The following is an 18507-nucleotide window of genomic DNA, read 5'->3' on the forward strand; positions in this document are numbered from 1 at the left end:
TCCTCGGCTGAGCAGTTTTGGATAAGTTTTCGCCGGGCCCGCCGACTAGCGTGATGCACATGTTCAACGCGATCACGCACTCACAGATCTACGTCCTCGACCAGGACCAGGCCCTCGACTTCTACGTCGGCAAGCTCGGCATGGAGGTCAACGCCGACGTCGACATGGGCTTCATGCGCTGGCTCACCGTCAACATCCCCGGGCAGCCCGACCGCCAGGTCCTGCTCGAGAAGCCGGGTCCTCCGGCCATGTCCGAGGAAACAGCCGAACAGGTCCGCGAACTGCTGACGAAGGGCGCGCTGGGCAGCGCGCTCATCCTCACCACGGACGACTGCCGCAAGACGTACGAGACGCTGCTGGCGCAGGGCGTGGAGTTCACGGACGAGCCGACGGAGCGCCCGTACGGCATCGACTGCGGCCTGCGCGACCCCTTCGGCAACCACCTCCGCTTCACCCAGCCGAAGGGCTGAGAACCAGAACCGGGAGCAGGGGCGGGGCGGGGGCACCCGAATCGGTTGCCGACGGCCTGCCCCTCCTGCGTACAGGCCCTACGCATGCCACGTACACCCACGTCGCGACAGCGCGTCACCTCTGGTCACGGTCAGCCACGATGCATCAGCGTTGAGTCATGACCAGCAAGAAGCCACCCCTCCCCGTGCGCCCCGCACGCACCGCGCACACCGCGCACACCGCTCGTGCCCGTTTCGCCTGGCACGACTTCACGATGCGTTTCAGTTCCACCCCGCGCGGTGCCCGCCTCGCCCGCCGCCTGGCCGGCGAGCGCCTCGACGCCTGGGGCATCCCGTACGGGAGCGACGCGCACGACGCCTTGACGCTGGCCGTGGCCGAGCTCAGCAGCAATGCCGTGCGCCATGGGCACGTATCCGGCCGGGACTTCCGTCTCCGCCTCTGCGCCGAAGGCACAGCCATCCGCATCGAGGTCACCGACACCCGGGGCGACCGCCTCCCCAGCCCTGCCGAAACGGTGCCAACCGACCATGACGGCGGCCGCGGCTGCTCCTGGTCGCCGCCGGACGCTCTTCCTCGTTCCTGTCGGCGCGTCGGTCCCAGGGTGTCATCAAACCCTGTCGTCAGCCGTCATCGGATCTGATTGGATCCGTGCCGCCGACGAGCCCCGAAAAGCCGGGGTTCGTTGGACAGCTGCGGTGCCTGTCGTCATTCGTTCGTTCACAGACACGATTGGCGCACGGCAGAGATCCCCTTCGAGCCGAACCACACTGAGATCGGTTGCCGGGCTCCGCAGGCGGGATCACTCAGCGGTGGGCATCGCGCGCCCGGAGCGCTCGGCTTTCGCGTACTGGTCCAGCAGCTTGTGGTACGTAGTGGACGGGAGTGCCGAGCCGCTTTGGCGCAGGGCGTCCCGGAAGGCTCGGGTGGCCTCGGTGACGTGGTGGCCGGGGCCCAGGACGCGCAGGCAGTCGTCGAAGAGCGCGGCGAAGACGACGAGGCCGTCAGCCGAGGCGCCGTCGCACCGGATCCGTACCTCGGCCAGGCAGCCGCGGATCATCAGCGAGCCGAGGTGTTCGGGACCCCAGATCCGCAGGGCGACCGGCAGCAGGTCCTCATACGCAGTGACCGACCCGGCGAAGTCTTCGCTGTCCGCGAGCAGCTTGGCGTAGGTGGCGCGGACGGAAAGGGTCTCGATGTGGCCGGGCGGCATGACCCGCTGGTAGTCGCGGAGCAGTTCGCGACACTCCTCGGCTGCCCCTGTCGGGTCGCCTGCCTCTGCCCGGCAGTCGAGCAGGCGGCCGCGCATGCCGAGCGTGCTGGGATGGTCGGGGCCAAGGGCGCGCGTATAGTCCGCGATCAGCTCCTGGTAGACCGGGATCATCGCACCCGCCTCCGCGTCGTCGGAGCGGCAGTCGGCAAGGGCACTGCGCAGCCGGAGGGTGTCCGGGTGGTCCGGGCCCAGCACCCGGCGGTGCACGGTGATCAGGTCCTCGTACGCCGCGAGGGCCGCGGCCGTGTCGCCCGCTGCGTGCAGCTTCTCGGCGAGCATTTTGCGGGTGCCCAGGGTCTCTGGATGGTGCGGGCCCAGCACCCGGGCCATGTCCCCCAGCAGGTCGCGGAGGTCGGCGATCGCCCCGGAGTAGTCGCCTGCCTCGCCGCGCCAGTCGGCCAGCTCCGCGCGGGTTGCCAGGGTGAGGGGGTGCTCGGGGCCCAGGGCCCGTCGGCAGTCGGCGAGCAGCGCGGCGAACCCCTCGGCTGTCTGGCCAGGGTCACCGATCACGCCCTCGATACTGAGGAGGAAACGGCGGGACTCCAGCACCTGGAGGTGGTCGGGGCCCCAGACTGAGCGCAGGGCGGCAATCATCTCCCTCAGGGCCTCGGCGGCGGCGACCGGATCGCTCTCCACCAGCGCGTGCTGCCACGCCTGGAGCGCGGCACGGTTGCCGATGACCAACGGATGGTCAGGCCCGAACGTCTGCTCCAGCAAGCGGGCCGACTCGTCCATGCCGGCCGGTGCCGCGGTGGTGTCTCCCGCCTCGTTGCGCAGCAGTCCCAGGGTGTAGCGGGCCCGGGAGACATCGATGTGGTGGGCGCCCAGGACCCGCACTGCGTCGTCGATCATGTCCGACAGCTCGGCGGCAGCTCCGGCCGGATCTCCGGCGGCGGCGCGCCAGTCGGCCAGCTCGTGCCGCACCAGCAGGGTGCGGTGGTCGTCGCGGCCGAACTCCGTCAGGTGCTCGTCCAGCAGTTCCTCGTACTGCGCACGGGCCCCGACAGGGTCGCCCGCCTTTCCCCGCAGGTGCGCGAGCTCTCTGCGTATGTCCAGGGTCATCCTGTCGAAGGGCCCAAGGTGCGTCCGGCAGTCGCCGAGCAGTTCCTCGTACAGGGCGACGGCGCGCGACGGGTCTCCCCTATCGCTGTGTAGGGAGGCGATCTGGGAGCTGACCGAGAGGGTGCGGTGGTGGTGCGGGCCATGGACGCGGCGGTGGTCGAGGAGCAGTTCTTCGTAGTCGGCCAGCGCACCGGCCAGGTCGCCCCCGATGGCCCGGGCGTCGGCAAGATCACCGCGGGCGCTGAAGGTGAAGTAGTCGTCCGGTCCGACCAGGTGGGTGCAGTCCGCGGCCAGCTCCGTGTACGCCGCCACGGCCTCTGCGGGGCTTGCGGTGACCTTCAGGAAACCGAGGGAGTTGCTGCGGCAGGCGAGGGTACGGCGGTCGTCGGCGCCGTACTTTTGCGCGGAGGTGGCCGCGAGCTGCCGGTAGTGGTCCGTCGATGCCTGGTAGAGCCCCGCACGGGCGAGGCTCTGGCCAGTCCGGAGCAGTACCTCGTGCACATCGTTGTCCGACCACAGCAGGTTCTCGTCATGGGACCGCAGCGCCTCGGTGTTGGCGCGGAACCGCTGGCCGGTGGCGAAGTCACGTTCCGTCTGTGGCCATGCCTGGAGCAGGGCGTCGGCCGCCGCCCAAACGGTCCGGGCCAGCAGTTCCGGAGGAAGCTGCTCGCGCACACTACGCTGCACCAGCCCGTGGACCTGAACCGGCTGGCCTGGCGCGTAGGTGACCAGGCTGAGCCGGTGCAGGGCGTGCAGCGCGCCTGCAGCGTCCTCGGTTGTCGCGGGGATTGGTTGCTGGGTGTCGGGGGGGCGGTGGCGGGTGAGGTGGGTGAGGGCGGGCCGGCTGGTCAGGACATCGGTGGGGATGCCGTTGGGGTCGAGCATCGCGGCGAGTTGGAGCATGGGGCGGGCCAGGCCGGCGGGGCGGAGCCGGTCGGCGTGTTCGATGGACAGGGACCAGGTGGCCGCCACCGTGACGGCTTGGTCGTCGGGCAGGGCGCTGGGTTCGGGGAGCAGGTTGGCCAGTTTCCTGAGCCGGTCGGCCAGCAGACGGCGATAGCGGGCGCAGGTGACGTTGGTGTCGATGATGTAGGCGGCGGCCTGGGCCAAGGCGAGGGGCAGGTGTCCCAGGTCGGCGGCGAGGCTGTTGATCTGGTCGGTGGGCTCGTGGCGGTCGTGCGCGGCGAGTACGGCAGTGAGATAGGCGGCGGCATCCTGGGGGGTGAACAAGCCCACGGTGACCAGGCGTCGGCCGGCGCCGGTCAGGGCGGCCTCGCGGCGGCGCGTGGTGACCAGGACACGGCCGCGCGGGCTGGCGGGCGGCCACCAGCCACGTATATCGGCCGGATCCGTGACGTCGTCCAGTACGACCAGCCACCGGCACGGCTTCTGGCCGGCCTTTGGCTCCAGCCAGGCCAGGAACGCCCGCGCGGACTGCTCAGGGTCGCTGGGGTCGGCGGCAAGGACCTCCACACCGGCCTGCGCGTAGCCGGCCGTGATCGCTGAGCGGCTGCTCGCGCTGATCCACACCAGTACGTCGACCCCCCCGCTGTCCCAGGCGGTACGGGCGTAGTCGGCAGCCAGCTGCGTCTTGCCCACCCCGCCGGTCCCGGTCAGTACCTGGCTGAGCACGGCAGTACCCCCGCTGTCGACCGCCGCCCGCAACTGGTCGACCTCGGCCCGGTGCTGGAACGACAGGGCGCGGGGCGGGAGCACGCCGACCTGGTGCGGCCAGGGTGCCCGTTCTCGCGGGGCGGCCTGTTGCACGATCAATTCGTGGACGTACCCACTGATGGCGGTGCCGCCCCCGGACGCGATGGCATCCCCGGTCCCCGATACCTGCACCAGCCTGCTGGTCGAAGGCCCAGCATGTTCTGGAACTGGTCCGCGGTAGCCGGTCAGCGCGGTTGCTCCGTCGTGGGCGTGGGCGTCGCCGGTGTCCGTAACCACCACCGGGTGCGTTGGTACACCGCCCTCGGCTTCGGGCCCGGCTTCATCCGGGTCGGGCGTGGAGCGGCGCTTCCGGAACCTCATGGCAGGAAGAGTCCCCTCTCGTGACGTGTTGCGGGCCCAGGAATCAGCTGTAGTCGATACCGGTACTTGCGCTGCTGTCAGGCCCGTCCGAAGTGGCGTCCCCGGTTCGCTCCGCCCGAATCGCCCCGCTCCCGGCATCTTGCGGGCGTCGCACGCCGGTGGACGCTCGGCCTCCACCGGTGGCCTTGGCCTTCCCGGTATCGACCACCGCGATCTCAGACTGTGGGGTGGCTGAGGACTGCATCAGCGCCCATGCCAGGGCGGCAATACCGGTGGCGCCCTGGACTGAGGCGGCAACCAGTTGGCCGGTATCCGGGTTGTCCAGCAGCCAGAAGAACGGCGTCGACACGGTCAACACGACCGCGACCACCATGACCGTGATCTTCCTGCTTCGCGACACACCCACTCGCCCCCTCCTCGCAGCCGACCAACGCTCGCCCTCAGCAGCATTGGATGATTCACTGATAGCACAGGACGCCTCCGCACAACCATCAGTTCCCCGCACGCCGTTGGAACTCACCGTCCCCGCCGCCCGGCACAGGCAGCAGGCTTTGGAACGGCCCTGCCACCGCTTTGCCTGCATCGGCAGACGAACGCCGTGCGCACTGCCCGTCCGAGCTCTTCGATGGCCTGGTAGGTGGGGTGCTTGGGGCCGCCGCGGGTGAAACGGCGCAGGACCTGCTCGGCCCCCGCGGCCCCCAGGCGCAGGGCGGTGGTGTACTTCACGATCTGGTCGTACTGCTGGGCAATCAGCTCCCAGTTGATCGTCTTGGTGGACAGCACCGGCGCGAGGTGCGGCCACTTCTCGCCCTGACCGGCCGCCGGCCGGTACAGCTTCGCGGAGCCGATGTTCTTCAGCCTCGGCATCAGCTTGAAGTCGAGCATGTGGGCAAAGGCGAAGTCGACGATGGACGCGCCGTGGGTGTCGGTGTACTGCCGGTCCACCTCCATGTCGGTGCAGTGCCGCAGCAAGCCCTCGATCATCGAGGCGACCTCGGAGGCCGAACAGGACTTCAGCTGGGAGTAGACGCACACCGAATTCCGTTCCACATGCCAGTAGATCATCACCCCGGGGCCGCGGTAGCGCTGGTGCCACTCGGTCATCAGGTTGGAGGACCAGGCGCCGAACTTGCGGCTGTCGGAGGCGCACGCGGCGCCGGTGCCCCACCACATCTCGTCCCGGGCGGCGAAGGTGGCGTTCACCAGCTTCCGCAGGGCCGCACGCATGTTGGCCCGGTTGACGAACAGGTGCCGCACCCGCCGCAAGGTCGCCTCGGACTCGCCGTGCTTGCCGGTCACCGCGACCCGCTTGATGCCCATGTTCGGTACCCAGGCCGAACAGGACCAGCAGCAGGCGGCGCCGCAGTACGTCCGTGGACAGGTTCTCTCTGGTGGCCACCGAGGTGAACTCGGCGATGAAGTCCGTCTCGAACTCGGCGTACTTCAGGATGTCCAGCAGGTCGATGGTGCCCCAACGCCGTTCGATCTCGCCTTTGACCGCCACCAGGTTCTCCGGCTCCTCCTGCTTGCCGCGCGGGGAGACACGAATCCACGGCTCACCGTGCTTCTTCACGATGGCCACCCCGGCCCGTCGTGCCCTCAGCCAGCGCCTGCTCGAAGCGGTCCAGCGAGGTACAGAGCCGCTCTCGCAGGGCAGTGATGAACTCGCCGGAGTCCTGCGGCTGACCCAGCGCGGCGTAGTGGATGGCCCGCAGAGGTCGACCGGCTCCAGCACGATGCTGACCTCCTGGCAGAGCGCTGCCTGCTGTTCGTCGCGTGCACCCGCGCCCGGGACGGGCTGTACGTTTCCTGGTGGGGTGACCCGAGCGAGTTCCTGGTGGAGGCGGGGAGGGTCTGAGGCGCGCAGCCCTTCAACCGTCCCTCTCCTCCACGCTGTCGTGCCCAGGCGTCGGCGGCCCACTTCACGATGCGCTCGCCCCGGTCTCCTGGCTCCCCTGGCTCTCAGGCTCCCCCGGCCAGGTCTGCCAGCAGGTCCTCGAGTACCGCCTCCTCCTCCACCCGGACTCCCGATTCGGTGAGGGCCAGGGCCAGTTCGGGGTCCCAGGGCGACTGTGCCGACGAGCCGGTGAGGCGTGGCCCGTTCGAACCGGCCACCGCCTTGCGGTAGTCGTCGGCCCTGTACCGCCAGGGTGTCCAGGGCACCTGGCGCAGCAGGCCGGACGCGATGCGCAGGCCTCCCCAGTCGAAGTCCCCGTGGTAGAGCAGCGACGTGCCTTGGGCGTGGAGCCGGCGGAGCAGCGTGACGGCGGCCGTGGACGGCTGCCCCTGGACGCATATCAGCGCCTGGCAGCCGGGCCCGTGGGCGTCCGCCGCGGCGGAGAGCACTGCGGGGTTCTCGCAGATGCGGACCCTGTCCCCTGCGTCCGGAGCCGACAGGCCCGGCAGCCGGGCTAGTTGACGTAGCGTCAGGACCGCTGGTTCGCCCGTGTCGGCCAGGAAGTCGAGTGCGGGGGTTCCGCGCAGGTTGAGGGTGAGGACAGTCGATGAGACGTCGTCCCTGAGCAGCCCTGCCGATGCCCATGCGGCGCGGCGCCACGCCGCGCCGGTGCCGTCGGGGTGGCCGGTCAGCGCGCGGACGGCGGACAGCAGCAGAGTGGCGTGCGGGGTGCCCTCGTCGAGGCGGTGTGCGCCGCCGAGGTGGAGGGCCGCGAACGCCTGGAGCGATACGGCGGGTTCGCACGGGAGGGACAGGACTGCCGGCACGACGGCGGAGAGCAACTCGTGTGCCCGCTCGGGTTCGCGGGCGAGTCGGCGTATGGTTCCGTCCTCCCGCAGACGGCGTGCCCAGGCCGCCAGTGGCCCGTCGTCGAGCGGGGCCAGGACCGCGTACGCCCGCGCCCAGGACTGTGCCTCGCGTGCGCGGAGTTCGCGCACCGGGCTGACGGCCCCGGTCAGGGCGACCACCGCGGGGGCGAGGCCGTCCGGGCTGATGCCGGAGCGTCGCAGGATCCCGTCGACCACGTCGAGTCGCACGGTCAGGGACCGCCCCCTGCCCGGGGCTCTGCCGAGCAGGCGCTCGGCCGCCGCGCGCTGTGCGTCGCTCGGTCCGGCGAGGGAGACCGGGCCGGTCAGTGGCTCCTCGCGTTCCAGCCGCCGCCGGGCCCGTTCCACGATCCAGGCCGTCTCCGGTGTGCCGAGCAGACGGCGGAGCCTTGCGTCGTCGACGGCGCGCCCGGTCAGGTCCATGGTGTGTTCTGTCCCTGCTCCGCCGCGTCCCTGGGCCAGGGGAGCGGCTGGGCGACGACGGACGGCACGGGGGAGCTCGCTCCGCCGGGTGCCCGGTCGGGCTCCTGGCCCCTGCGGCGTGTCGTGCCGTCCCATTCCCAGCGGGTCACCAGGACGGCTGACACCTCGTCGGTCCGCGAGAGCTGGGCGATCGCGACGCCTGGCACCTGGGGGTAGCAGGCCCACTCCCGTTCGCTGGTCATCACGACGTCCAGGTCGAAGGCGTGCAGCAGGCCCAGGCACTTGGCACGGGAGTCGTCGTCCACCCCGGCGAACGCCTCGTCGAGGGTGACCAGGCGTGGCGCGTGCCGGCTGGCCGCTGTCGCGTAGTGCGAGGAGGCCGCGGCGAAGAGGGGTACGGAGACCGCCAGTACCCGTTCGCCGCCGGAGGCGGGGCCGGTCGCCGGGACCCAGCGGCCGTGCTGCCTGCGTTCGATGCCGAACTCGTGCCAGTCGCGGTAGTCCAGGGCCGCGGTCAGGTGCTCCAGCCAGCTACCCGAGGTGTCGTCCGCCTGGTGGTGCGCGATCTGCGCCTGGAGGAAGGCGCCGACCGCGTTCCGCTCGTCGGCGGACCACGCGTCGGCCGATTGCCGCAGCCGCTCCCGGGCCTGTGTGAGTCCGGCCGGTGCCTTGCGTGAGGGCCGCCAGATCAGCCGCAGTTGCATCCCGGTGGAGGTGGGGCGCTCCTCCAGCTCCTTGTTCATCGCCGCCACCTGCCGCTCGGCAGCGCCGATCAGATCCTGCAGTGTGCCCGCGACCTCCGTCAGCAGATGGGTCTCCAGGATCTCCCGTTCGTGTGCGGACAGGATCCTCCCCAGCTCACCGACCTCGGTGCCGAGTGCCTCGACCAGTTCCGGCACGGCTCTCTCACGGCCCTGGTAGACGATGTCGACGACCATGCCGTCCTCGACCATGCGCGCCGAAGCGTTGTGGCCGTGCCGGGAGAGCGCGTCCTGGAGCTTCTTGTACTCCTCGCTGAGCAGGCGCTGGACACGCTCCCAGGCGCTGTCCGCGTCGTCGGTTCGCGCCAGCTCGGCCTCGATCGACCGGGCGAGGGCGACGGCCGGGGTCGCGGCCCACGGTTCGCCGCCCGCTTCCGGTACGAGGGTGTCCGGGAGGGCGACGGCCAGCAGTCCGGTCGCCGCGAACCGCTGGAGCGCTCCGATGGCCTCGGCCCGGTCGGCTGCCGCCCGCTCCACGTCCTGGTCCAGTTGTTCGATACGGCCGTCGGCGCGGTTCGCCTGCCGCTCCGCCTCGGTGTGCCGCGTCCGTTCGTGTTCCTGCTGCTCCTTGCAGTCGGTGAGCCGGCGCGCGGTGTCGGTGAGCATCCGCTGCAGTTCGGCGACGGCCGTCCCGACGGTGTCGCGCAACGTGGTGTGGTGTTCGTCGGCGATCGCCGCCTCGCGGGCGGTCTCCTCGGCCCGGCGGTCAAGTTCCGCTTCCCGGTCCCCCGCCCGTGTCCTCTCCTCGCGCTCCTCGTCCACGGCGTCGGCCGCTTCGGTGCGTTCCCGCAGCGCGGGCCACAGGGCGGCCAGGACGAGGGCGTAGTCGGTCAGTGCCTGGCGTACGGCGGCGAGACCGGCCTGGTCGGTGGGGAGCCCCAGGTCGGCGGCGGTCTCGCCGAGCGAGGCGGAGGCCGCGGCGGCCTCCTCGGCCCGTACAACGAGCTCGGCCCGTCGCTCTTCGCGGCGCTCCCCGGCCCTGCGGGTGTCCTCGTGCGCGGCCCAGACGAGGGCGTAGGCCTTCTGCAGGGGGGCGTCGTCCGGGAGTCCGGCGAGCTCGGCGTCGAGGCTGCGGCGGCGGACCGACACCGTGGCCTCCTCGTCCGCGACGGCCGTTGTCCGGGCGGCGAGGGAGGCCAGTTCCGTGCGGAGGGCGGCGATCCGTGCGCGCCGTGCCTCCTCCCGGGCTCCCTCACCCAGGTACTCCGCGTGCGGCTTGTTCCAGGCTCCGGTCAGCGCGCCGACCCGGAACTGTCCGTCGGCCGACACCCAGGTGTCCCCGCCCTGCCCGAGCCCGATCGTTTCGAGCAGCAGCCGTACCGCCTGCTCGCCGACGGCCGTGGCCTGCGGGTCACCGTGGTCGACGGCCGGACGCAGGACCTGCGCGAGCGAGGGCCCGGGCAGGGGTGTGCCGGGGGTGAGCAGCACGTCGTGGTCACCGGCGGCCAGGACGGTTCCGTCGGGCCGGACCCAGGCGTCCAGCAGCCCGGAGGCCTGCAGCGCCGCTTCGAGTCCGGCCCGTTCGGTGTCGGTGAGCCCCTGGTGGAAGTCGACGAGGCGCCACAGTGGTGCTCCGGGCGTGCGCGCGCGTACGTCGGGGGTGCGGGTGTGTGGTGCCTCGGGGCCGCGTTGTCCGCCCGCTTCGAGGGCGGCACGTTCCTGTTCGAGGGTCGCCGCGTGCTCGTGCAGGGCCGTCCGGCGCTGGGTGAGTACGGCCGCCCGGTCGGCGAGCCGGGTGTCGAGCAGCCGGTGGGCCTGCTGGGCCTGCTCCCGGGCCGGGTAGGGGCCCGCCAGGCCCGTCACCCAGTCCTGGAGCGTGTCGAGCAGCCCGACCGAGTCGTTCACGGCCAGCTCCGCACACCCGGCCAGGTGCTCCCGTACGGCCTCCACCAGTTCGTGCCCCCGGCCCGCGGCGGCCTGTTCGGTGTCCTGCTGCCGCTGCACTGCGTGGGCGTGCTCGGTCTCGGCCTCGTCGGCCCGGCGAGCAGCTTCGCGTTGGACCGCCGCGGCCTGGACGGCTTGTCCGGCCAGCTGCTCGATGTGGTCGACCGTGCGACGCCTGCGGGCCAGCGACTGTTCGGCTTCGGAGCGCAGCACGGCGGGCGGGGCGCCGTCGGTGCGCAGCTCGCCTTCCAGCCGCGCGGCGGAAGCGGCCTCCCGGCCGGCTGCGAGGGTGTCGGCCAGCCGGGTCTCCGCGGCCCGCAGCCGGTTCTCCGCCTTGCCCAGCCGGACCTGGGCGGCGGCGTGCAGTGCGGCGGCCTGGTCACGGTCCGTCGCCGCCCGGGCGGTCTCCTTGGCCGTACGTGCGGCCTCTGTCGCCGCGTGGTCCAGTTCGCGGGCGCTGCGCATCTCGGGTCCGGCGCGCAGGGCCGCGTCCTGTGCGGTCAGCCGGACTGCCGTCTCGGTCAGTCCGGCGATGCGCTCGGCGGCTGCTGCGGCCTCCTGCCGGGCCTGTGCCCGGTCGGTCTGTGCCTGGGTCAGGTCCCGGTGCAGTTGCTCGTAGCGGGCGTGTTCGCTGCGCGGCAGTCTGGCCCGTCGCCGGGACGCGACCCGTGCGTACCTCCGGTAGTGGCCGAGGAACGCGGAGGCGGCGCGCTCGGCCTCGGTCGCGGCGCGCAGTTCCTCCTTCTCCTCGTCCAGGGAGCGGAACGCCTCGGCGACGTCCGCGATGACGGCCTGGTCCATCGGGGGCAGGGCCTCGGTCAACGCCCGTGACAGGGCGGCCTCGTTGGGCCGTTTCGACAGCTGAGGCTGACGCAGCTGGACGAGCAGGTCCACCAGGGCCGCGTATCGCTGCTCGCCGAGGCCGAACAGCGCCTCGTCGACCGCTCTGCGGTATGCCTTGGCCTGGTCGTAGACCATGCCGCGCCCGGCCACGGCGTCCGCGAGCCGGTCCCGGGAGAGTGCGGTGCCGGTGGCGTCGAGCAGGCTGAGTTCGGCCCCGATGCGCTGCTCGGTCACGAGGAACCAGTGGCGGGCGATTCCCCGCCCTGCGACCGCCTTCAGCCCGCACGCGAGGGTACGGAATCGAGCCCGGCCGCTCTCGTCGACGCGGCCGAACTCGATCCAGGTGTAACCGAGGCGTTCGGAGTGCGGGTGTTCCCCGCCCAGCAGCAGATTCCACTCCATGCGCTTCTTGGGGTCGCCGTCGGGTTCCACCCGTCGCGCGCTCAGGTCGCCGTCGAGCAGGAAGGGAAGAGTGAGGGCGAGCACCTTGGATTTACCGGTGCCGTTGTTGCCGCGCAGCAGGAGCCGTCCGTCGCGGAACCAGAACTCCTCCTGGTCGTAGTGGAAGAGGTCGAGGAGTCCGATGCGCAGGGGTTGCCAGCGGGTGCGCGCCGGGGTGGGGAGGGCGGTCACTGCTTCTTCGCCTTTCGGGTCGTGGAGCGGGCACCCGCGTCGAGTACGAGGGTCTCGCCGACGGCGTACCGGGCGAGGGCGGGCCGGGAGTGGACGGTGTCGTCCGTGCGCAGCACGAGGCCCAGGGCTTCGAGGGTGGTGAGTGCCCGGTCGACGAGCTCGGGCTCGGCCCCCGGTTGTCTGGCGGTCTTGGACCAGAACCCGCCGTGTTCGACGGCGAGTTCCCGTACGCGCCGGTGCAGCTCGTCGGTCCGGACGGGGCGGCCCGCAGCGGCCAGATGCTCGGCGATGAGCAGGGTGAGGTGTCCGTGGGTGCCCTGCTCCGGCATCCTCACGTCGGTGAGGTCGTCGTGAGGGTCCACCATGGCGATGCCCTCGGCACGGATCTCCGGCACCAGGCCGGTCAGTTCGTTGATCCGGGCCACGATGAAGGCGCGCTGCCGTGTCAGGTAGGCGAGTTGGGCGTCGGTGAGTTCGTCGTAGTACAGCACCGGGTCGTCCAGCAGCCGGCGGGTCAGGTGCTGGCGGATGGCCCGGAACCTCAGCTCGTCGCTGTCCAGGGCGGATTCCTCGGTGAGTTCGGCCAGCCGCTCCTCGTGTGCCGTCGCCCGGACGAGGGAGGGGCCGCGGCGGGTGGCGAGGAGCCCGGTGAGGACCCGCCGCTCTACGTCGTAGAGGGCGTCTCCCGCACCGCTGACGTAGGCGTCTTCGTCCCCGGCGACCTTGCGCAGGACCCCCAGGTGCAGGAGGAGGCGGACGACGGCGGCGAGGTCGAGGCGTTCGTCTCGGCGCTCCAGGCTGAATTCCACGCCGGCGGCGATCAGTTGTGGATCGCTCGCGTCCAGGACGACGTGTTCGGCCAGGCGGCCGAGCGCGATCTGGGACTCACCGCGTTCCAGGGCGGCCAGGGCCAGGCACAGCAGGACGTAACGGCGGCGGGTGAAGGGCTGGGCAGTCCGGGTGACGTCGCGTGCCGGGTGGGTGGCGTCGGTGAACAGGCCGGGTGTCTTGTGCAGGCGGGCTGCTTCGGCGTCGACCCGCAGGGCCCAGCCCGTGTTGCGTTCGAACCAGTCACGCAGGTCGGAGGCGTGCCGGCGCACCAGCCGGAACTCGTCGGCGCGTGCTCCCCGGGCGAGCAGCAACGGCTCCGCCAGCAGGGCGCGCGCGGCCCGACGCAGGTCGGCGGACCGCTGCCCGTCCAGGACCTCGGGTGCGGGGGTGCTCATCGTCGGTCTTCTCCAGGGCCAGGGACGGCTGCTGTGGCGTCGAGTGCTGTGGCTTCCACGATCACGGGGGCGGCCGGACCGCTGGTCGTGCTCGGATCACCGGGCGGATCCAGGTCGATGATCTCGACCACGTGGTCGGGCCCCCGGAACACCCCGCCGGGCGTGCGGATCTCGGCCTGTCCGCCGTCGGGCAACTGGGTCAGCCGGATCTCCATCGCCCCGTCGTTGCTGGTCGCGACGGTACGGGTCATCCCTGGCCGCCAGGTCGCGAGCGCGTCCCCGAGGAGGTGCAGGAAGAGCCCGAACGCCGCCGGGTCGAGTTCGCCCAGCAGCGACAGCCGGGTCTCGCCGTGCGTGGCCAGCCGGGCGCGGGCTTCGGCGATCTCCGCGTTCTGCCGGGCGGCGAGTTCGGCGAGCAGCCTGCGGCCCTGCGAGCGGTCTTCGACCTTTCGGGTCTTGCCGCGTCGCTCGTAGCTGCCGGTGCGGCGCAGTTGCGGGCTGATGCGCAGCGGTTCGGCCTCGGCCCACGGGGTGGCCGCCGGTACGGGTGCGGCGTCGCGCTCGGCCAGCGTGTCGGCGTCCACGGTGAGGTGGCGTGAGGGGTGGAGCCCGAACGCGACGCGCCACAGCCGGTGCCGCGCGGCATCGTCCTCGGCCTCGGCGAACCAGCGAGCCAGGGTACGGAAGTCCGCGGAGCGGTCCGACCGGCCGGTGCGCCGCTCGTTGAGGATCCGTACCACGGCGAGAAGCTGCGGGATCGCCCCGAGCGCCCGGCCGCGCAGCAGCCTGGCCTGCGACTCCCTCCCTTCCGCGGAGATGAACCAGGCGGCGAGCCCGTCCCAGCGGCCCGTCCACCGGTCATGAGCGAGCTTTTCGACGCCGGCGGCCTCCCCCGGTGACGCGTCGACGGCTTCGCGCGCTGCCGCGACCCGGAGCAGTGGGTCCACCCGTCCGTCGAGCTCCTGGATCAGCTGAGCGATGCGGGAGCCGAGCGTGATCAGGTCCTGGATGAACTTCTCCAGGTACTGGATCAGCCGGTCCTTGTACGCGAGGAAGTCCTCGACCTCGACCTCGTGCAGGTCGATGGTGCGTTGCACCGAGCCCATGAATGCCCGGGCGTTCTCCGCGAGGGCCGCGAATCTGCTGGTCAGCGTGTCGAGTGTGAGGTACGTCTTCGACGCGTCCGGGTGTTCCTCGCTGCTGAGGACGAGCAAGGCGCGGAGTTGGGTGATGATGTCGTGCAGCGCCACGGCCTGCAGCGCCCCGCGCCGTCCGAGCGCCTCGCCGTACGCGCCGAGGGCTTCCTCCGCGGCTTCCCCGGCCTGGGTCAGCTGGTAGATGAACCGCTTCCGGTAGAAGTCCTCGACGGCGGTGACCCGCGCGGTGTCCGGGTCGGCACGCAGGTTTCCCCACTCGACGAGCTTGTCCAGCGCGTTGACGACGGCATCGACGTCGTCCGGACGTGTCGCGAGGGGCAACGCCGCGTGCACGTCCTCAGGGCGCAGGTGCACGGCGAACCGTTCCTTGGCGGCGAGGAACGCGCCCATCACCTGGCGGTAGAGGACGGCGTTCGGTGCGGTGAGGTGCGCGAACGCGGCGTAACTGGACGGGGGTGCCGCACCGGCGGGCTGGTAGGTCATCGCCGGACATTCTTCCCGATGAACACCCCTATAGATAAACGCTGGCCACAGCATGACGATACGTAGCCGTATGGTTCGTTCCACGTTGCTCCGGCCTTGGGGCACAGCAGTACAGCGGTACCGCTGTACAGCGGGCTGGTCGCGAAGCGGCGCGGTGATCACAACCGGCTCGGGTTCGCTCTCCAGATGTGCACCGTGCGCTACATAGGCCGGTTCCTCCCGGACGACCCGCTGGACGTTCCGTGGGCGGTGGTGGAGTACCTCGGGGAACAGCTCGGCATCGAGGACGTCAGCTGCGTGAAGCAGTACACCGAGCGCAAGCCGACGGCGTACGAGCACGCGTGAGAGATCCGGGACGCGTACGAGTACGACGATGCGGAGTGGGGGCGGAAGTTCCGTACGTTCCTGCACGGCCGGGCGGACGCACACCGAGGGGCCGGTGGCCCTGTTCAACCAGGCGGTGGGCTGGCTGCGCCGGCACCGAGTGCTGCTGCCCGGGGTGTCGGTGCCGGCCCGGAGGGCGTCGGAGGTACGGGCGGACGCGGCTGGGCTCGGGCTGGATGAGGACGACGACGAGTAGAGGAGCTCTTGGCGTCTCCCGCCGGGGCCCGGATCGCTGTCTGGGTGGGAGCGTTTCGTTCCAGGCGGGTGCCGTCGGTGGGCGGCGGTGGAGTGGTGCAGGGTGTGGCCCTGTCGAGGCCCGTGTCGTCAGGCGGCGGAGCCGGCCGTGAGCTGGTCCATGATGTCGGCCAGGTTGTAGTGGGCCCGCTTCTCGATGATCTTCCCGTCCTTGAACGTGAACAGGTTGAACATGGAAAACCGTACGTGCGCTCCGCGTGGGGGGATGTTGTAGTAGTCGCCGCCCTGGTCTCCTTCGACCACGACGTAGGCGCCGACCTTGTCGGCTTCGGCGACGGTGTCGAGGACCGTCAGGCGGTTGCCGGGGAAGGCGTCGAGGTGCTTCTTCTCCGCGTCGATGAACCCTGCGGCGCCGGGCCGGGGCTGTCGATCTGGGGGTAGAAGACGAAGTCCGGGTGGAACATGCCGGTGAGCGTGTCGTAGTCGCCCTGCTGAAGGGCCTGGTAGAAGCGGTGCACGAGGTCGGCGTTGGTTCCGGCGGACATGTGATGTGGTCCTTCTCTGTCGTTCTGGCATGGCGCAGGGGACGCCGCGAAGGGTCGTGCCGGGGTCGGGGCTCGGCGTGCTGCGGGCCCCGACCCCGGCACGAGCTCTCGGTTCCTGAGGGGTGGTCCGGGCTCAGGCGCGTTGCACCCAGTCCTGGTCCAGGCGGTCGGTCAGGCCCGCGGCGGCGAAGGCCGCCTCCAGGGCGTCGCGGCCCTCGGTGAAGTGGGCCCAGCTGTCGTGGTGGACCGGGACGACACGGCGGGCGTCAAGAATCCGGGTGGCCTCGGCCGCCTGCGCACTGTCCAGGACGATCAGGTTGCCGTCGAAGAGCATGGGGAAGCGGGGGGCGCCGGCGAACAGGAGGGCGGTGTCGATCGGGGCGAAGCGTTCGGCGATCTCCCTGACCGCGTCGAGCGAGGCGTTGTCGCCGCTGACGTAGACCGTCGGCAAGCCCTCGCCTGTCAGGACGAAGCCGACGACCTGTCCGGCGAATGGCTCGATCTCCTCACGCGCGCCGGGGCCGTGGATGGCCGGGACGCCGGTCACCGTGATGGTGCCGCCGCCCGGACGCTCCAGTTCGACCGTCTCCCAGTCGGCCAGGCCCTTGGCCTTCGCCCCGAGGCGCTTGCCGCCGGCGGGGGTGGTGAGGGTGAGGGGGACGTCGGCGAGCAGGGCGCGGCCGGAGGTGTCGAGGTTGTCGGCGTGCTCGTCGTGGGAGAGCAGGACCACATCGACGGGGCCGACATCGGCGGGCGTAGCGGTGGAGGGCGCGGTCTTGACCAGGGTCGGGCCGCCGGGCGCGGGATAGTCGCCGGGGCCGTCGAAGGTCGGGTCGGTCAGGAAGCGCAGGCCGCCGTACTCGAACAGGGCGGTCGGACCGCCGAACGTGCGGACCGGGAACTGGCTGGCGCTGAGCTGGGACATCACATCTCCGTTTCTCACGAAAAAAAACCTGCCGTTAACGTGATGCCAGGCTAGGCAGGTGTAACGGAAAAACGCAAGCGTTACCATGAGAGGCATGGACGACGCCCTGGCCACCGACGTGGCACCGACCGCTCTGCCCCCAGCCCCGGGTGCCGACCGGTACCGCTCCCTGGACTTCGCCGACACCGCCGCCACCCTGCCCGCCGGCCAGAGCTACGACCTGCTCGCCGCCCCGGAATCCGCCATGCGCTGGCTCGCCGCTCACAACCTGACCACCCCGGACGTGCAGCTGTACGAGTTCTGCGCCCAGCGGATGCGCACCCTGCGCGGACACGTCCGGGCCCTATTTGCCGCGCGCGTGGACGGCGCACCCCCGCCCGAGGAGTCCCTGCACGCGGTGAACGAGGCCCTCACGGCCGTACCCACCGCCCCCCTCCTCGCCTGGGACGGGGCCCAGGGGCTGCGCCGCGTCCAGGCGCACCCCACCGACCAGGCCGTCAACCACGCACTGGCGACCCTCGCCGCCGACGCCGCCGACCTGCTCACCGGCCCCGACGCCGACATCCTCGCCGCCTGCGGCTCCGCCCCCTGCGACCGGTTCCTGCTGCGCACCCACGGCCGGCGCCACTGGTGCTCCACACGCTGCGGCGACCGTGTCCGTGCCGCCCGCGCCTACGCCCGGCGCAGCGGCGCCTCGGACTGACGCACCACCCCCAGGCCCCTCTTGCGGACCGCCCGGTGGCCACGCGAAACACCTTCAGCAGGCTGCTTCCGGTTGTCGACCGGCAGCCGGGCGCTTGATCACTGAAGATCACCGCTCCGACTCGGGCTCTCTCACGAACGTTCATCTGTGAGAGTTCTGCGAGACCCCCCGCAGTGATCACGTTTCCGCTGGTCGCCGTCCGCAAAAGCCCTCTCGAACCCACACGTTGTGCGAGGCACTTCTGAGAGACCTCCCGGATGGATCTCACGCCCGATCGGGCCTTCCCCGCGCTCCGCGAGGAACTCGAAGTCCTCGTCCCCGCCGACCGCCACCCCGGCCGCGCGTGGAAGCAGGGCCCGGCACTCGCCGCCGTGCCCGCGCCCCGCACAGAGCGCCCGGTCCGCATCGGGTACGCCAGAACCTCGACCGCCCGCCAGGAGCTGGCGAGCCAGCTCGAAGCCCTCCACCGGGCCCAGTGCCACAAGGTCTTCCAGGAGCAGATCAGCATCCGGGTGAAGATCCGGCCCGAGCTGGAAAAGGCGCTCGCCCTGGCCCACCAGATCAAGGAGACCGCCCCCGAGACCCCGGTCATCCTCACCGTTCACGAGCTCAAGCGCCTCGCGCGCAACGCGGCCGAGCTGATGACGCTGTCCGCCGAGCTCCAGGCCGGCGGCATCCAGCTCGAACTCCTCACGGGCCGCTCACCGGCATCTACGACCCCAAC

12 protein-coding genes and 3 pseudogenes are annotated in these 18507 nt (G+C 71.3%); 6 read left to right on the top strand and 9 right to left on the bottom strand.

Features of this window, described 5'->3' with window-relative positions; translation table 11 throughout:
- The first annotated feature begins 59 nt into the window (after positions 1–59).
- Complete coding sequence (locus ACFYQ5_RS09570) at positions 60–470, top strand: VOC family protein (RefSeq protein WP_389195532.1); 411 nt, start codon at positions 60–62, stop codon at positions 468–470.
- Positions 471–628: 158 nt separating this feature from the next.
- The gene (locus tag ACFYQ5_RS09575) at positions 629–1111 is read left to right on the top strand and encodes an ATP-binding protein (protein ID WP_389195535.1); all 483 of its coding nucleotides are present in this window, start codon (positions 629–631) and stop codon (positions 1109–1111) included.
- 159 nt (positions 1112–1270) lie between these two features.
- Here ACFYQ5_RS09575 and ACFYQ5_RS09580 read toward each other — a convergent pair whose 3' ends face one another.
- The 3 genes from ACFYQ5_RS09580 to ACFYQ5_RS09590 form a co-directional block, all read right to left on the bottom strand.
- A complete protein-coding gene (locus ACFYQ5_RS09580) occupies positions 1271–4837 on the bottom strand; it encodes a tetratricopeptide repeat protein (protein ID WP_389195538.1) in 3567 nt (1188 codons plus the stop codon).
- Positions 4838–4880: 43 nt separating this feature from the next.
- Positions 4881–5210, bottom strand: coding sequence for a hypothetical protein (locus ACFYQ5_RS09585; RefSeq protein WP_389195541.1), 330 nt, complete (start codon positions 5208–5210; stop codon positions 4881–4883).
- Positions 5211–5353: 143 nt separating this feature from the next.
- Entirely contained in the window at positions 5354–6157 is an 804-nt protein-coding gene (locus ACFYQ5_RS09590; protein WP_389195544.1) for a Tn3 family transposase, read from the bottom strand.
- 388 nt (positions 6158–6545) lie between these two features.
- On the opposite strand from ACFYQ5_RS09590, the pseudogene ACFYQ5_RS09595 reads away from it, so the two are divergent.
- Positions 6546–6695: pseudogene (locus ACFYQ5_RS09595) on the top strand (DNA helicase); the annotation flags it as partial.
- 104 nt (positions 6696–6799) lie between these two features.
- On the opposite strand, the gene ACFYQ5_RS09600 reads toward ACFYQ5_RS09595, so the two are convergent.
- From ACFYQ5_RS09600 to ACFYQ5_RS09615, 4 genes are read right to left on the bottom strand one after another with little or no spacing between them, the layout of a single operon-like run.
- Positions 6800–8044 (bottom strand): TIGR02679 family protein, encoded by a 1245-nt coding sequence (locus tag ACFYQ5_RS09600; protein ID WP_389195547.1) that lies wholly within the window; start codon positions 8042–8044, stop codon positions 6800–6802.
- A complete protein-coding gene (locus ACFYQ5_RS09605) occupies positions 8035–12165 on the bottom strand; it encodes a TIGR02680 family protein (RefSeq protein WP_389195550.1) in 4131 nt (1376 codons plus the stop codon). Before ACFYQ5_RS09605 ends, ACFYQ5_RS09600 begins: the two co-directional genes overlap by 10 nt.
- Complete coding sequence (locus ACFYQ5_RS09610) at positions 12162–13391, bottom strand: TIGR02678 family protein (RefSeq protein ID WP_389195553.1); 1230 nt, start codon at positions 13389–13391, stop codon at positions 12162–12164. Before ACFYQ5_RS09610 ends, ACFYQ5_RS09605 begins: the two co-directional genes overlap by 4 nt.
- A complete protein-coding gene (locus tag ACFYQ5_RS09615; RefSeq protein ID WP_389195556.1) occupies positions 13388–15031 on the bottom strand; it encodes a TIGR02677 family protein in 1644 nt (547 codons plus the stop codon). Before ACFYQ5_RS09615 ends, ACFYQ5_RS09610 begins: the two co-directional genes overlap by 4 nt.
- Positions 15032–15166: 135 nt before the next feature.
- Between ACFYQ5_RS09615 and ACFYQ5_RS09620 the strand changes: the two are divergent.
- Positions 15167–15566, top strand: a pseudogene (locus ACFYQ5_RS09620) (DUF4158 domain-containing protein); the annotation flags it as partial.
- A 173-nt stretch (positions 15567–15739) separates the two neighbouring features.
- Here the strand turns inward: ACFYQ5_RS09620 and ACFYQ5_RS09625 are convergent.
- Together ACFYQ5_RS09625 and ACFYQ5_RS09630 are read right to left on the bottom strand one after the other, a co-directional pair.
- Positions 15740–16186 carry an ester cyclase gene (locus ACFYQ5_RS09625; protein WP_389195559.1) on the bottom strand — a complete coding sequence of 149 codons (447 nt, stop codon included), beginning with the start codon at positions 16184–16186 and terminating at the stop codon, positions 15740–15742.
- A gap of 102 nt (positions 16187–16288) precedes the next feature.
- Positions 16289–17080, bottom strand: coding sequence for an MBL fold metallo-hydrolase (locus ACFYQ5_RS09630; RefSeq protein WP_389195562.1), 792 nt, complete (start codon positions 17078–17080; stop codon positions 16289–16291).
- An 85-nt stretch (positions 17081–17165) separates the two neighbouring features.
- Between ACFYQ5_RS09630 and ACFYQ5_RS09635 the strand changes: the two genes are divergently transcribed.
- Both ACFYQ5_RS09635 and ACFYQ5_RS09640 read left to right on the top strand, forming a co-directional pair.
- A complete protein-coding gene (locus ACFYQ5_RS09635; RefSeq protein WP_389195565.1) occupies positions 17166–17783 on the top strand; it encodes an ABATE domain-containing protein in 618 nt (205 codons plus the stop codon).
- A gap of 257 nt (positions 17784–18040) precedes the next feature.
- Positions 18041–18484 (top strand): annotated as a pseudogene (locus ACFYQ5_RS09640) (recombinase family protein); the annotation flags it as partial.
- Positions 18485–18507: the final 23 nt, after the last annotated feature.

The sequence above is a fragment of the Streptomyces sp. NPDC005794 genome, from assembly GCF_042871445.1.
In the GTDB taxonomy this organism is placed as follows: Bacteria; Actinomycetota; Actinomycetes; order Streptomycetales; family Streptomycetaceae; genus Streptomyces.